Here is a 13,282-nt window from a genome sequence, read left to right as displayed (position 1 = left end):
TTATTCTGTCGCCAGCCTCACACCGATGCCCCGCCCAGCAGTGCACAGGTGGGGCATGGCCCAATTGACACCCAAACCTGGGTTAGCCCGAAAAACCGCCCGCGCTGGTCTGTACAAAGGCGTCAGCACATTGTTTTGCCAGTGTGCGCACCCGGCCAATATAGGCCTGACGCTCTGTCACCGAGATCACACCGCGCGCGTCCAGCAGGTTAAAGATATGGCTGGCCTTGATGCATTGATCATAGGCCGGATGCGCCATGATGATGCGCTTGCCGGTCTTGGGATCCACATGGTCCTGCGCCAGAATGGTGGCACATTCGGCCTCGGCCTCTTCAAAGTGGCGCAGCAGCACTTCGGTGTTGGCCACGTCAAAGTTCCAGCGGGCGTATTCTTCTTCGGTCTGTTTGAACACATCCCCATAGGTCAGCGGGATTGGCGCCTGCGGGTCGTTGAAGGGCATGTCCATCACATGGTCAACCCCCAGCACATACATCGCCAGACGTTCCAGACCATAGGTCAGCTCACCGGAAACCGGGTGACAGTCGTGGCCGCCAACCTGCTGAAAATAAGTGAACTGGCTGACTTCCATACCATCGCACCAGACTTCCCAGCCCAGGCCCCAGGCGCCCAGCGTCGGGCTTTCCCAGTCATCCTCGACAAAGCGGATATCGTGCATATCCATATCAATGCCAATCGCCTCTAGACTGCCCAGATACAGCTCTTGCAGATTGGGCGGGCTGGGTTTGATCAGGGCCTGAAACTGGTAGTAGTGCTGCAACCGGTTGGGATTTTCACCGTAGCGCCCATCGGTGGGGCGGCGCGAGGGCTGCACATAGGCTGCGGCCCAGGGCTTGCTGCCCAATGAGCGCAGGGTTGTCGCCGGGTGAAAGGTACCGGCGCCCACTTCCATGTCATAGGGCTGCATGATGGCGCAGCCCTTGGCGGCCCAATAGCTTTGCAGCCGCAAGATGATCTCCTGGAAAGAGCGCGGAGTGGATCTGGTCGCGCCAGCTGTCATCGTGCCCGTCTGGCCTACAGTCTGGCCCACGGTCTGACCGGTCGCCTGGGTGGCGGTCGGGGTGGCGGTCTGGGTCATATCCAAATCCCTCGTATAAGCAGCAAATGCGGCTTTCTTCCTATGCAAGCCCCCCGGCGGGGTCAACGGCTAGAAGCAGCCAATGCGGCGCAGATCAGTGACCAAGGAACCACAGGGCGTCTCAACATGACATTTTGTCGTGGCATTAAGGCCATAATCACCAGATTGCTGCATCAAGTGTGGAATTCCCCCCTGCAAGGGGCGTTTCCTTTGCCGCCACAAAATGCTTATCTGCGCGGCAATAATTTGGTTTACCGGGATAGGGTCCTGAGAATGAGAAAAATGATTGCCGCATTGGTCCTGTCGCTCAATGCGCTTGCCATGCTTCTAGCTGTACCAGCGCAAGCGCAGCAAAACCCACAGGACACAGTCTGGATCCAGGTGGCGGCACGCCCCACCCTGGCCTCGGCCAACCAAGAAGCACAGGTTTTTGCCGCCAAGATCCCTGATGTTGCCGGCTTCTCGCTTGTCGGTGGCTGGTATGGTGTCTTGATCGGCCCCTACACCCGCGAAGACGCGAATCGTGTGTTGCAGGTCTACCGCTCTGAAGGGCAGATCCCGCGCGACAGTTTTATCGCCCTGCCCAACAACCTGCGCAATCAGTTCTACCCATTGGGGGAAGACACTGCGCAGACCACCCAGCCAGCCCAGGCCCCAGCAACGGGTGCCACTGCTGAGGCGACAACGGCACCACAGACGCAGACCGCAGACCCCGTGGTGATCGCGGAACCGAGCCCCCCAGCCCTGCCCGACGAAAGCCCCGCCGAAGCCCGGCGCAGCGAGCGAACGTTGAGCCGAGATGAGCGCAAAGAACTGCAAATCGCACTCCAGGCCGCCGGGTTCTACAACTCGGCCATTGATGGCGCCTTTGGCCGCGGCACCCGCAGCTCCATGTCCGATTGGCAAGCCGCCAAGGGGTTTGAGATCACCGGCGTTCTGACCACGGCACAGCGCCAGATTCTGCTGGACGACTACAACGCGCCGCTGATCTCGGTTGGCATGCGCCGCATTATCGACACGCAGGCTGGTATCTCGCTGGAAATCCCCGCAGATGAAGTCACCTTTAGTCGATATGAGCCCCCCTTTGCCCATTACGACAGCTCCGGCGATCTGGGTGTCCGGGTGCTGCTGATCAGCCAGCGCGGCGACAAAAGCACGCTTTATGGCCTGTATGACATCATGCAGACTTTGGAAATTGTGCCCCTGGAAGGCCCGCGCGAGCGTGAAAACGACAGTTTCACCCTGGAAGGGCGCAACAGCCGCCTTGTCTCCTTTACCCAGGCCAGCCTCAAAAACGGTGAGATCAAGGGCTTCACCCTCATCTGGCCAGCTGGCGATGAGGCCCGCCGCAGCCGCGTTCTCTCCGCCATGCAGGCGAGCTTTGAGCGCAGCGAAGGCGTGCTGGACGATTCCGCAGGCGGCGATATTCAGCAGGACATTGACCTGCTGTCCGGTCTGGAAATCCGCAAACCCAAAATGTCGCGCTCTGGCTTTTTTGTCAGCAGCGATGGTGTGGTTGTGACCACCGCCGATGTGGTTCAGGGCTGCACCCGGGTCACCCTGGATTACGGCTACCGTGCTGAAGTTGTCAGCGCCGATACCCAATCCGGCATGGCGATCCTGCGGTCGACCCAGTCCCTGGCGCCGATCGCGGTGGCTGAGTTGAGCCCGCAAAGCCCACGGCTGCAATCCGAAATCGCCGTTTCCGGCTTTTCCTACGAAGGTGTGCTGGGAGCCCCCAGCCTGACCTGGGGAAAACTGGCCGACGTCAAAAGCCTGGAAGGGGATACCAGTGTTGCACGGCTGGCGCTTGCCGCCCAGCCTGGTGACGCGGGTGGCCCGGTGGTTGATGCCTCGGGTGCGGTGCTTGGTATGTTGCTGCCCCAAACCGCGCAGGGCCGTCAGCTGCCCGCCGGGGTGAGCTTTGCGGCAAATGCCGAGACCATTCGCGGCGCCATGGAGGCCGCAGGTCTTGAGGTTCAGACCCAGCTCGCAGGTGCTGCCCTGCCAAACCAGGCCCTGGTGAACCGGGCCACCGGAATGACAGTTCTGGTCAGCTGCTGGGAATAAGCACGCCTAGCCTGGTATTAGACCATCCCCAGAGACGGCACACCGCGCTGGCTCTGGGGATCACAAAGAAAAGACGCTGGTGGACATCCCACCAGCGTCTTTTTTGTTGCGCTTGTGGTGGCCAAAACCACCCACCAAAACCATCCGCCGGCCGCCTGTCAGTAGGCGTGAATACGCCCGTCCCAGGTATGAAAACAGCCTGTGATCTCTATGGTTAGTGCATCAAATTCCCGGATCAAGCCAGAGGCCGATTCCTCAACACTGATGTCGCCTGCCTCACCGCCCATTTCCGTGCGCACCCACCCCGGATGATAGATCCCAACAGCAATGCCTTCTGGCTTAAGATCGGTGGCAAGGTTGCGCCCCAAGTTCAGCACAGCCGCTTTGGAAGCCCGATAGGCATAGCTGCCCCCAGGTGCCCGCGCATGGCTGGCCATCTGCGACGAAATGATTGCGATCTTTGGTGCCGTCCCCAACCGCAGATTGGGCAACAGCGCCTGAACGGTCAGAAACACCCCGGTCACATTTGCGGCCATGCTCTGGCTCCAGATATCGGCTGTATAATCTTCCAGTGCCAGCCCCTTATCGAGATAGACCCCCGCGTTGCAGACCAGCAAATCAATCGGACGATCGCCAAGATGCGCCGCAAACTGTGCCTGTTGATCTGGGTCGGTCACATCCAGCGTCACCTCAGATGCGCCATCGCGGGCGGTTCCTGTCACCACATGGCCTGCCCCACTGTACTGAGACGCCATCTCGCGGCCAATTCCGCGATTTGCACCGGTAATCACTACATGCATAAGAATTTGCCTCTCACTTGGTCATACAGGTAATACTGTGGGTGGTTCATTTGTGAAGACCTTTAGTTGGTTTTGCGACTGCGCCCAAAGGGCAGCGGCACAACCGGGATCCCCTCTTCAATCAAGGCCTTGGCCTCTTCCGGCTTGGCCTCGCCATGGATTGCACGTTCCGGCGCATCACCCAGATGCATGGCACGGGCCTCGCTGGCAAAATCCTTACCCACATAATCAGAGTTTTCTTCCACCTTGCGGCGCAAATCGCCCAAGGCCTTTTGCATCTCTGCCGCCTCACTGCTCATCGGGGTGCTCAGCGCGCCCGGTCCACGCTCAGCGCCACGGTCTGGGCCAGCAGCCCCTGCAGGGGCATCCCCCTGGGCGGAAGCAGAGGGCGTATTTTGATGCTCTGGCGTCGCTGGCAGGTTTTGCTCTGGCTCCCCCATACCAGACACCGCTTTGCGTCCGGTGCGCACCCGTGGCGCCATGATGGCTTTCTCGACTTTGCTACTGCCGCAATAGGCACAGGCGACCAGACCGGCTGCCGCCAATTTGTCAAAAGCGGACGCGGATTGAAACCAGCTGTCAAAGCTATGCCCTTGGGCGCATTTAAGGCTGTAGTTTATCATTCTCTTACTCGTAGCAGGCTTTTCTGATTAACGGGCGAACAAATACAAGATCAAGAGGGGAAATATGCCGCAGCCCCGTCCGGGTGTTGTCCTGATGCCCCGCCAAAGGCCGCTGTTTGTTTCCGCAACCCAACGGACCTCACGCCTTGGGGGGCAAGGCAGGTGATCCGCGGCCGGTTTTCGATCCTAGCCTTTCACTGGCAAACGGCGGACAAAATTCGCCAGCAGCTCCGCCTCTGGCTGATCCGCCTCGATCGCAAGGCGGCGCAGGCCAAAATGCACCAAGGCGACCTCATGGTAGTAGCCGCAATAGACATAGTTCACCGTCGCCCCAGCAGCGGCCCCAAGGATGGGCACCGATTGAGCGGCAAGTTTTTGCCCCATCGCAGTGGCCAATCGCGGCGCCACAGTGGCAATGATCTGATTGAGCGCCTGGCCAGACAGGCTGAACCGCAAAGAGACAAAAGCGGTGTCGCTGCCATCATCCCGCGCCAGCGGTCCCGCCGAGGCAAAGACCCGCAGGCAATCAAACATGACGCTCTCGGCATTCGGGGCAAATCCTTCGGCCGCAGCGGCATCCTGGATCGTGCGTAGCAAAAAGGCGGTTGTGGCGGGCAGCTCGACCAGGGCTCCCGGCAATCCGGCAGCCCCGCCGGCTGCCCCCATCGCGGTGCTGACCAAACGGTTCACCCGACGCGATTGCCCCGGCACCACGCGTCGTGACTGTCGCGCAGCCTGCATCGCCAAATGCAAGGCCCGCTCAGTGGCCTGCCCCATCTGGGCGCGCGCCCCAGCGGGCATCTGCGCCAAAAAGCTCTCGACTTGCCCGCCGATCACATTCAGCAGGTTCACCCCCAGACCGCTTGCCGCCCGGTAGCGCCGCGCCAGGGCCTCCAGTTCGACCTCTATTTCACCGGGTGACAGGCTGCGGGACTGCTGCAGTATTTCGCTCATGTGCTTTGGCCCTCTCTGTCAAAGAGATTGGCTCCCGTCACGCCGGTTTCAAGTCCGTCAGGCCGTGAGCTCTGCTCCCTGCCAACGGATAACCCGGCCCCGGACCCCTTCCCAGGCCCCGGATTGCGCGCCCAGCCCCAGCACCCGCTCCGGGTTGGTGGGCGGTGGCATTTCCACATCCGACAGCCGCTCAAAGCCAAAACGGCTGTAGTAGGGGGCGTCCCCCACCAGCATGACCCGGTGCCAGCCCTTCTCGGCTGCCTTGGCCAGGCTGTCACGGATAAGCGAGCCGCCCAGCCCCTCGCCTTGGTGGGTGGGATGCACCGCCACCGGCCCCAACAGCAGTGCTGTTACCGGATCAGAAGCCGTGCTGGGTAAATCGCCTGCAGCCGGGCTCGGGGGCTCGATATGGACGGGCCAGAATCGGATGGCCCCGGCCAGAATGCCCAATTCGTCGCGGGCGACCTGGCTCAACCCCGGAACAGGTGGCACGTCATCGCGCAGCCGGTAAGACGACAAAGCCTCTCGTCCCGGCGCAAAGCACAGATCATACAGCGCCTCTACCTCCCAGCGATCGCCGGGCTGTTCTGCCATGAGTTCAATCACGCCGTTTGCTCTCCGTCCCTGCCCTCACCTCAAGGGGCTGGAAATCGCCCTAGCACGGGCGTAAGTCTGGGGCAAACAATTGGAGTCGCGCCATGTTCTACCGCCCCGAAGACGGCCATGGGTTGCCGCATAACCCCTTTAATGCCCTGATCACCCCTCGTCCGATCGGCTGGATATCCTCCCGCGCAGCGGATGGCAGTAACAATCTCGCCCCCTATTCCTTTTTCAACGGCGTCGCCTATACGCCGCCGCAGGTGATGTTTGCCTCCACCGGTAGCAAGGACGACCAACCCGGCACCAAGGACAGCCTTGCAAACATCGAAGACACCGGCGTGTTCTGCGTCAATATCGTGGCTTATGAGATGCGTGACGCGATGAACGCCAGTTCCGAGATGCTGCCCAAAGAGGTGGACGAGTTCTCCCATGCAGGTCTCACAGCGGTGGAATGCGACACCATCAACTGCGCCCGCATTGAAGGTGCCCCCGCAGCCCTGGAATGCAAACTAACCCAGATCGTCACCCTGCCCGGCGTGGCAAACCGCGTCGCCTTTGGCGAGGTCACCGGCATTCACCTGCGCGATGACTGCCTGCGCGATGGCATTTTTGACGTCACAACTTTCCACCCCCTGGCCCGCATGGGCTACCGTGATTATACCGTCGTGCGGGATGTGTTCTCGCTGGCGCGCCCTGATGATTGAGCCCCACTGATGCCCCTCCCAAATCCCGCCCTACGCAATCCCATTGTCCTCCCCGATGGCCAGGCCCATGCCGGCACCGTGATGCTGTCGCAGGCCATCACCCACCCCAACTTTCAGGTTGGCGAGTTCAGCTACGCCTCGGACTTTGCGCCGCCGCAGGACTGGGCCAGCCATCTTGCGCCCTATCTTTTTGCCGGCGCCCGCGAACGCCTGGTGATTGGGCGGTTCTGCCAGATTGCCCATGGGGTGCGTTTTATCACCGCCTCCGCCAATCACGCGCAGGATGGCATCAGCTGTTATCCGTTCCCGGTGTTTGATCCGGCGCAGATGGCCGGTTTTCAGCCAGACACCCGCGACACCGTGATCGGCAATGATGTGTGGATTGGCTATGGCGCCCTGATCCTGCCCGGCGCCCGTATTGGCGATGGCGCTATCATCGGCGCCGGGTCTGTGGTGCGGGGTACTGTCCCGCCCTATGGCATTGTCACCGGCAATCCGGCCAGCCTGCAACGATTTCGCTTTTCCAAGCCTCAGATCGCCCGCCTGTTGTCGCTGAAATGGTGGCACTGGCCACAAGAGCTGCTGGCTCGCGCCGAACCTGCGCTGCTGGCAGGAGATCTGGAGATGCTGGAAAGCCTCGCCCCCGACTGACAGGGCCTCCAGCTTGTCAGGGCCTCCAACACCAGCAGCAGCTCCAGCCTGCTGCTTGGTCCAACACTTCAGAGGCCTGTCTCTAAAACAAAACAGCCGCGCCCCATCTGGGGCGCGACCGCTCAACAACAGCAGGGTGGCTTGGGACGCTAGTGCCCCCCCAGGACCCCGGTCTTGACAGAATAATCCGCCGCCACCTGATACTCTGGATCGTCGTCGCTATCGATCATCAAATGGCCCGCTTTGGTCAATAGCTCATGGCAGTCACGGCTAAGGTGCCGCAACATCAGCTCCTTACCCGCCGCCTCATATTTACCCGCAATCACCTCAATGGCTTGCAACGCCGACTGATCAACCACGCGGCTGCGGCCAAACTCGACAATCACCTTGTCCGGGTCATTCTCGACATCAAACAGCTCAATAAACCCGTCGGTAGAGCCAAAGAACAGCGGCCCTTCGATCTCATAAACCTTGGCCCCCGCTTCGCTTTCGGATTGCCGGGTGATCGCGTGAATGCGGCGCGCGTTGCTCCAGGCATAGGCCAGGGCCGAGACAATCACACCCACTACAACCGCAATGGCCAAATCGCTCATCACCGTCACCACGGTCACCAACACAATCACAAAGGCATCCATGGGCGGAACTTTGGTCATGATCTTCAGGCTGTTCCAGGCAAAGGTTCCGATCACCACCATGAACATCACCCCAACCAGCGCCGCCAGCGGAATCTGCTCAATCAGCGGCGAGGCCACCACGATAAAGGCCAGCAGGCACAGCGCCGCCACAATGCCGGCAATCCGGGTACGACCGCCAGATTTCACATTGATCATCGACTGGCCGATCATGGCACAGCCGCCCATACCACCAAAGAAGCCGGTGATCACATTGGCAGTCCCCTGCGCGATACATTCTTGGCTGGCGCCCCCCCGCTTGCCGGTGATTTCACCCACCAGGTTCAGGGTCAGCAGGCTCTCAATCAGACCAATGGCGGCCAGAATGACCGCATAGGGCAGGATGATTTTCAGGGTTTCCAGATTGAACGGCGCCAGCATGTCACCATAGATGCCGAGCCCGGAGCCAAAGGGGTTGTGAATGGACGGCAAAGCCCCCTTGATCGAGGCCATATCCCCCACCCGGGGCACATCCAGGCCAAAGATAATGACAATCCCGGCCACAATGCCAATCCCGGCCAATGGCGCCGGAATGATCGAGGTGATCCGTGGCGTCGCCCAGATGATCACCATGGTCAGCCCAACAAGGCCCAGCATCAGCATCATCGGCATGCCCGACAGCCACTCAGCGCCCCCTGTGCCCGGCACTTTGAACTGGGTCATCTGAGCGAGGAAAATCACAATCGCCAAGCCGTTGACAAACCCCAGCATCACCGGATGTGGCACCAAGCGGATAAATTTCCCCCAATGCATCACCCCAGCAATCACCTGCAGGATACCCATCAAAACCACAGTGGCAAAAAGATACTCAACCCCGTGCTCTGCGACCAAAGCCACCATGACAACCGCCAGCGCCCCGGTGGCACCAGAAATCATCCCCGGACGCCCGCCAATCAGCGCCGTGACCAGCCCCACCAGAAAAGCAGCATACAGCCCCACCAGAGGATGCACCCCAGCAACAAAGGCAAAGGCCACCGCCTCGGGGACCAGAGCCAGGGAAACAGTGAACCCTGACAGGATCTCGGTGCGCACGCGGGCAACTGACCAGCCCTCGTCCTGCATGATCGAAAGGTTCGGCGGGGAAATATGATTGGCCAGCAGGGCCATGGCGGCGCGTCTCATGGGGGATACCTGTGATTGGAGGAGCTTGGTGTTCGCTGCCCGCCCCTAGCGGAAATTCGCCGATTGCACAAGGGCAGAGCCCTTCCTGCCGCGCCCGCAACCAAAGGCAGGTCCGCAAACCGTCACTTCCAGGCAGCAATCGCCAGCTGCGCTGCCAACCGCAGCCCCAGACACCATAACAGCCCCCCTACCAGGCACCAGCCCCGACACCATGACCAGCGTTGGTGAACCCTGGGTAGGGCACGCGGCCGTTGACCCCGCCAACAACAACGCCGCCGCCTTTGCGCGCGGCACCCAACCTTTCATCTTGCCAAAAATACCTCCGCCGGAGGCGCAAAAACACTGCAGTCACAGTCCCGGCAGTTGTCAAACCACATCTGGGCAGGCACAACCCAGTATAGCGCCAGTAAAGTGGAAAAACAGGAGTGTAGCACGTGACACAGGACACCATGATCGCCGTCATAGGCGGCTCGGGCATTTACGAAATCGACGGGCTGGAAGCCGCTGAATGGGTCTCTGTCGACACCCCCTGGGGTACGCCCTCGGATCAGATCCTCACCGGGCATCTGGATGGGGTCAAAATGGCCTTTCTGCCGCGCCATGGCCGTGGCCATGTGCATTCACCGACCGAAGTCCCCTACCGCGCCAACATTGATGCGCTCAAACGGTTGGGCGCGACAGATGTGTTTTCCGTCTCTGCCTGCGGATCGTTCCGCGAAGAAATGGCGCCGGGGGATTTTGTCATCGTTGACCAGTTCATCGACCGCACTTTCGCCCGTGACAAAAGCTTTTTTGGCACCGGCTGCGTCGCCCATGTCAGCACCGCCCACCCCACCTGTGCGCGGCTCTCTGATGCGGCCGAGCAGGCCGCCAAATTGGCCGGGGTCACCGTGCATCGCGGCGGCACCTATCTCTGTATGGAGGGGCCGCAGTTTTCCTCCATGGCCGAAAGCAAGATGTACCGCGAAAGCTGGGGCTGCGATGTTATCGGCATGACCAATATGCCAGAGGCCAAACTGGCCCGCGAAGCAGAGCTCTGCTATGCCTCCATCGCCATGGTCACCGATTATGACAGCTGGCATCCTGAGCATGGCGCGGTGGATATCAGCGACATTCTGGCCACCCTTCAGGGCAACTCCAACAATGGCCGCGACCTGGTGCGCCGCCTGCCCGCTCTGCTGGGCAAACAGCGCGACCTTTGCCCCCATGGCTGCGATCGTGCCCTGGAGTTTGCCGTGATGACGGCACCTGACAAACGCGACCCCGCCCTGCTGGCCAAACTGGACGCGGTGGCTGGGCGTGTCTTGGGCTAATCTGCCGCCAACAGACCCCCGGCAACACCACAGAGGGGGCGGTTTTTTTTTCGACCGCCCCCTTTATTTTCCACGGTTTTATCCCTTGATAGACAGCACGCGACCCCAAGTTTTTTGGCGAGATAATAACAACATGCGTCTTCACGGATTGGATATCGCCCGTTTTTTTGCCTTTTGCGGCATGGTGCTGGTGAATTTTAGAATTGCAGCCCAGGTGAGCCCAGGTAGCGATTTTGCCTCACTCCTGACCAATGCGCTGGAGGGGCGTGCCGCCGCCCTCTTTGTCATTCTGGCCGGGATCGGTCTGACCCTCAGCCAGCCCCCCAAACGGGTTGTTGCAGCCCGGGCCGGGGTGCTTTTTGTTTTGGGCTTGGCAAATCTCACCATCTTTGAGGCGGATATCCTACATTTTTACGCCCTGTATTTCCTAGTTGCCCTGCCCTTTCTAAACGCCGCACCACAGCGGCTTTTGCTGGCTGCTTTTGCCGCAATGGCGCTTGGTTTTGCCGGCCTGATTTTGCTCGACTATGAGGCCCATTGGAATTGGCAGACCCTCGCCTATTCGGATTTCTGGACCCTAGAGGGCTTTCTTCGGCACTCGTTTTTTAACGGCTGGCATCCGGTGTTTCCCTGGGTCAGCTTTGTGTTTTTCGGCATGTGGATCGGGCGCCAGGATCTGGCACAAAAGGCAACGCAAAACCGGTTGATCCTGTGGGGGCTGGCCGCCAGCCTGCTTGCCGCACTCCCAGGTATGATTATCAAGGATCCACAACTGGCTGAGCTCCTGGGCACCGCGTCACTGCCGCCGGGCCCCTGTTACCTGATTGCCGCCAGTGGCAGTGCCTGTGTGATGATCGGAGCCCTGTTGCGCCTGCAAGGTCTGCTGGATCGGTTCGGCCTGGCCGAATGGCTGGCAGCGCCGGGGCGTATGGCGCTCAGCCTCTATGTTGCCCATATTCTGCTGGGCATGGGCACGCTTGAAGCCATGGGACAGCTGGATGGGTCGCTGTCGCCAGAGGCCATCTTTGGCTTTAGCCTCGGCTTTTGCGCTCTGTCGATGATGCTGACCTGGGTTTGGACGCTCCTCACTCCCCGTGGCCCCCTCGAAGCCCTGATGCGGCGGATCTCTGAAATTTTCCGTTGACCTGCCTCAAAGCCGCTGTCTTTGCTGTGCTGAGCGTGCAGAGAAGAGAGGGATACAATGGACGTCACACTTTGGCTGGCCTTTGCCGCCGCCTCTGCAGCCCTGCTGTTGATCCCTGGCCCCACCGTGCTGCTGGTGCTGAGCTATGCCCTGTCCAAGGGGCGCCCGGTGGCCGTGGCCTCTGCTTTGGGCGTGGCCTTTGGTGATCTGATCGCCATGACCGCATCCCTGGCCGGGCTTGGCACCTTGGTCATGACCTCTGCAACCCTGTTCACCGCGCTGAAATGGGTCGGGGCGGCCTATCTTTTGTGGCTGGGGATCAAGCTGTGGCGCAGTGCCTCTGGCAGCAGCGGGTTGGAGCACCTGGCCAGCCCGGATGCGGTCACCGCGCGCGGGGTTTTTGGCCACATGGCTGTGGTCACCGCGCTGAATCCAAAATCCATTGCCTTTTTCATCGCCTTTGTGCCGCAGTTCATCCGTCCAAGCGATGCGCTGGCACCGCAGTTTGTGACCCTGATTGCCACCTTCGTGGCCCTGGCCGCTGTCAATGCCATGGCCTATGCGCTGCTGGCGGATCGGTTGCGGCGCTGGATCGCGCGCCCCACGGCAATTGCTCACCTGACCCGGGTCGGTGGCGGGGCGCTCATCGCTATGGGACTGGCCACCGCGCTGCTGCGCCGCCCGACCTGACGTTCCCGCGGGGGGCAGCCTGCTTGCCCCTTGCACGCGGGGACAGCTTGCGCCAAACCCTGCTGGCCAAACCCCGGTGACCGTTCCTGTTGGCCGTCCCTGTTGACTGGGACGCAACAGGCACAAAGCCGTATCGTCGCCGACCTGCCAAGACCTGCCCAAGCAAGAGAAAGCCCCCCATGCCCAAAAAAACCGCCGTGAAAGACTACATCCGTACCATCGTTGATTTCCCTCACGAGGGGATCATGTTTCGCGATGTCACCACGCTTTTTGCCGACCCGCGCGGATTTCGCATGGCCATTGACCAGATGCTGCACCCCTATGCTGGAGAGCGGATCGACAAAGTGGTGGGGCTGGAGGCCCGTGGCTTTATCATGGGTGGCGCCATTGCCCATCAGCTCAGTGTTGGGTTTGTTCCAATTCGCAAAAAGGGAAAATTGCCGGGCCGCACCCTGAGCCAAGATTACAAGCTAGAGTACGGCGAAGCCATTGTGGAGATCCATGAAGACGCGATCCAGCCCGGTGAAAAGGTTCTGGTGGTAGATGACCTCCTGGCCACCGGCGGCACGGCCTCTGCCGGCATCAAACTGATCGAACGCCTGGGCGGAGAAATCATCTCCTGCGCCTTTATCGTGGACCTGCCGAATCTGGGCGGTCGCAAGGTTCTGGAGGACCTCGGCATGGATGTACATGTTCTGTGTGAATTTGACGGCGAATAGACAAAGTATCTGCGAATAGGCTGTAGAGCCAGGCGCAGGACCCGCCCACCGGCACGCCAGTTTGCAGCAGCCGGGGGGCTCCCGCCCGTCAGGTCTCCCCTAAAGGGGAAACCTTCCCGTTGGGC

The 13,282-nt window shown here is 60.6% G+C and carries 13 protein-coding genes; 7 read left to right on the top strand and 6 right to left on the bottom strand.

Going from position 1 to position 13,282, the window contains the following annotated elements:
* Positions 1-82 precede the first annotated feature (82 nt).
* Positions 83-1,018: a glycine--tRNA ligase subunit alpha gene (locus N1037_06980; GenBank protein UWS81322.1), complete on the bottom strand. Its 936-nt coding sequence runs from the start codon at positions 1,016-1,018 to the stop codon at positions 83-85.
* A 351-nt stretch (positions 1,019-1,369) separates the two neighbouring features.
* Here N1037_06980 and N1037_06975 point away from each other — a divergent pair, with 351 nt between their 5' ends.
* The gene (locus N1037_06975) at positions 1,370-3,166 is read left to right on the top strand and encodes a trypsin-like peptidase domain-containing protein (GenBank protein ID UWS80752.1); all 1,797 of its coding nucleotides are present in this window, start codon (positions 1,370-1,372) and stop codon (positions 3,164-3,166) included.
* Between the two features lie 158 nt (positions 3,167-3,324).
* Here the strand turns inward: N1037_06975 and N1037_06970 are convergent, their stop codons facing one another.
* The 4 genes from N1037_06970 to N1037_06955 form a co-directional block, all read right to left on the bottom strand.
* Positions 3,325-3,966, bottom strand: a complete 642-nt coding sequence (locus tag N1037_06970) for an SDR family oxidoreductase (protein ID UWS80751.1) — start codon at positions 3,964-3,966, stop codon at positions 3,325-3,327.
* Between the two features lie 62 nt (positions 3,967-4,028).
* A complete protein-coding gene (locus tag N1037_06965) occupies positions 4,029-4,589 on the bottom strand; it encodes a DUF1178 family protein (protein ID UWS80750.1) in 561 nt (186 codons plus the stop codon).
* Positions 4,590-4,775: 186 nt separating this feature from the next.
* Positions 4,776-5,543 carry an EcsC family protein gene (locus tag N1037_06960; protein ID UWS80749.1) on the bottom strand — a complete coding sequence of 256 codons (768 nt, stop codon included), beginning with the start codon at positions 5,541-5,543 and terminating at the stop codon, positions 4,776-4,778.
* Between the two features lie 57 nt (positions 5,544-5,600).
* Entirely contained in the window at positions 5,601-6,149 is a 549-nt protein-coding gene (locus tag N1037_06955; GenBank protein ID UWS80748.1) for an N-acetyltransferase, read from the bottom strand.
* A 92-nt stretch (positions 6,150-6,241) separates the two neighbouring features.
* Here N1037_06955 and N1037_06950 point away from each other — a divergent pair, with 92 nt between their 5' ends.
* Entirely contained in the window at positions 6,242-6,847 is a 606-nt protein-coding gene (locus N1037_06950) for a flavin reductase family protein (protein ID UWS80747.1), read from the top strand.
* Between the two features lie 9 nt (positions 6,848-6,856).
* The gene (locus N1037_06945) at positions 6,857-7,498 is read left to right on the top strand and encodes a CatB-related O-acetyltransferase (protein UWS80746.1); all 642 of its coding nucleotides are present in this window, start codon (positions 6,857-6,859) and stop codon (positions 7,496-7,498) included.
* Between the two features lie 149 nt (positions 7,499-7,647).
* On the opposite strand, the gene N1037_06940 is transcribed toward N1037_06945, so the two are convergent.
* Positions 7,648-9,291 (bottom strand): SulP family inorganic anion transporter, encoded by a 1,644-nt coding sequence (locus N1037_06940; protein ID UWS80745.1) that lies wholly within the window; start codon positions 9,289-9,291, stop codon positions 7,648-7,650.
* Between the two features lie 449 nt (positions 9,292-9,740).
* On the opposite strand from N1037_06940, the gene N1037_06935 reads away from it, so the two are divergent.
* The 4 genes from N1037_06935 (at position 9,741) to N1037_06920 (ending at position 13,157) form a co-directional block, all read left to right on the top strand.
* Entirely contained in the window at positions 9,741-10,604 is an 864-nt protein-coding gene (locus tag N1037_06935; GenBank protein UWS81321.1) for an S-methyl-5'-thioadenosine phosphorylase, read from the top strand.
* A gap of 133 nt (positions 10,605-10,737) precedes the next feature.
* On the top strand, positions 10,738-11,748 hold the full coding sequence (locus N1037_06930) for a DUF418 domain-containing protein (GenBank protein ID UWS80744.1): 1,011 nt from the start codon (positions 10,738-10,740) through the stop codon (positions 11,746-11,748).
* Positions 11,749-11,805: 57 nt separating this feature from the next.
* Complete coding sequence (locus tag N1037_06925) at positions 11,806-12,438, top strand: LysE family translocator (protein UWS80743.1); 633 nt, start codon at positions 11,806-11,808, stop codon at positions 12,436-12,438.
* Positions 12,439-12,617: 179 nt separating this feature from the next.
* Positions 12,618-13,157: an adenine phosphoribosyltransferase gene (locus tag N1037_06920; protein UWS80742.1), complete on the top strand. Its 540-nt coding sequence runs from the start codon at positions 12,618-12,620 to the stop codon at positions 13,155-13,157.
* Positions 13,158-13,282 lie beyond the last annotated feature (125 nt).

Source organism: Phaeobacter sp. G2 (assembly GCA_025163595.1).
Taxonomy (GTDB): domain Bacteria; phylum Pseudomonadota; class Alphaproteobacteria; order Rhodobacterales; family Rhodobacteraceae; genus Pseudophaeobacter.
Note: the sequence above shows the minus strand (reverse complement) of the source record. Positions and strands in the feature narration are given on the sequence as shown.

Bases quoted from the DNA above. Each gene is read 5' to 3' on its own strand.
- N1037_06980 (UWS81322.1), bottom strand. From the start codon at position 1,018: ATGACAGCTGGCGCGACCAGATCCACTCCGCGCTCTTTCCAGGAGATC.
- N1037_06975 (UWS80752.1), top strand. From the start codon at position 1,370: ATGAGAAAAATGATTGCCGCATTGGTCCTGTCGCTCAATGCGCTTGCC.
- N1037_06970 (UWS80751.1), bottom strand. From the start codon at position 3,966: ATGCATGTAGTGATTACCGGTGCAAATCGCGGAATTGGCCGCGAGATG.
- N1037_06965 (UWS80750.1), bottom strand. From the start codon at position 4,589: ATGATAAACTACAGCCTTAAATGCGCCCAAGGGCATAGCTTTGACAGC.
- N1037_06960 (UWS80749.1), bottom strand. From the start codon at position 5,543: ATGAGCGAAATACTGCAGCAGTCCCGCAGCCTGTCACCCGGTGAAATA.
- N1037_06950 (UWS80747.1), top strand. From the start codon at position 6,242: ATGTTCTACCGCCCCGAAGACGGCCATGGGTTGCCGCATAACCCCTTT.
- N1037_06945 (UWS80746.1), top strand. From the start codon at position 6,857: ATGCCCCTCCCAAATCCCGCCCTACGCAATCCCATTGTCCTCCCCGAT.
- N1037_06940 (UWS80745.1), bottom strand. From the start codon at position 9,291: ATGAGACGCGCCGCCATGGCCCTGCTGGCCAATCATATTTCCCCGCCG.
- N1037_06935 (UWS81321.1), top strand. From the start codon at position 9,741: ATGATCGCCGTCATAGGCGGCTCGGGCATTTACGAAATCGACGGGCTG.
- N1037_06930 (UWS80744.1), top strand. From the start codon at position 10,738: ATGCGTCTTCACGGATTGGATATCGCCCGTTTTTTTGCCTTTTGCGGC.
- N1037_06925 (UWS80743.1), top strand. From the start codon at position 11,806: ATGGACGTCACACTTTGGCTGGCCTTTGCCGCCGCCTCTGCAGCCCTG.
- N1037_06920 (UWS80742.1), top strand. From the start codon at position 12,618: ATGCCCAAAAAAACCGCCGTGAAAGACTACATCCGTACCATCGTTGAT.